Source organism: Streptomyces alkaliterrae (genome assembly GCF_007097205.2).
Taxonomy (GTDB): Bacteria; Actinomycetota; Actinomycetes; order Streptomycetales; family Streptomycetaceae; genus Streptomyces; species Streptomyces alkaliterrae.
Map to the genome: position 1 here is coordinate 1 of NZ_VJYK02000704.1, position 486 is coordinate 486.

1 pseudogene is annotated in these 486 nt (G+C 77.6%); it reads right to left on the minus strand.

Annotated elements, in window-relative coordinates:
• Positions 1 to 486, minus strand: a pseudogene (locus tag FNX44_RS28475) (SGNH/GDSL hydrolase family protein); the annotation flags it as partial.

Consider the following 486-nt stretch of genomic DNA (forward strand, 5'->3'; position numbering starts at 1 on the left):
TAAGAGACAGGGGGGAGGGAGAGGGCGCTGGTCGCGGCCGGTCCCGTGCGCCAGTCGTGGGCGGTGACGGTGTAGCGGGCGCTCGATCCGTCCCGGTAGTGGACGCGGCCGGTGGCGGTGACGGGATCGGTCGGCCCGTGCGGGGAGGTGGCGGCGAGCAGCATTGTCAGGGCCGGCCCCCGGCCGTCCACGGCCACGAGCTGGCCGTCGGCCCGCACGTTGTCGGGCTCGCCCGGCGTCCGGTCGGGCCAGGTCAGCGGGGTGGCGTCGAGCAGCAGCCGACTGCCGGGCGTCCAACCGGCTGCCGTCAGCCCGGATGCGGGGAGCGAGTTTCCCGACCCGTCGAAGTCCGCCGCCTCCGGTCGGTCGGCGTGGCTGACGGCCCGGTTGTCGAAGTAGCTGCGGAGCGGCCGGGGCTCGGCGGCCGGCGCGCGGAGGGCGGCCGGGTGCGGTGCGGCGGCACCGGCGTGCGGGGTGAGGGCGGGC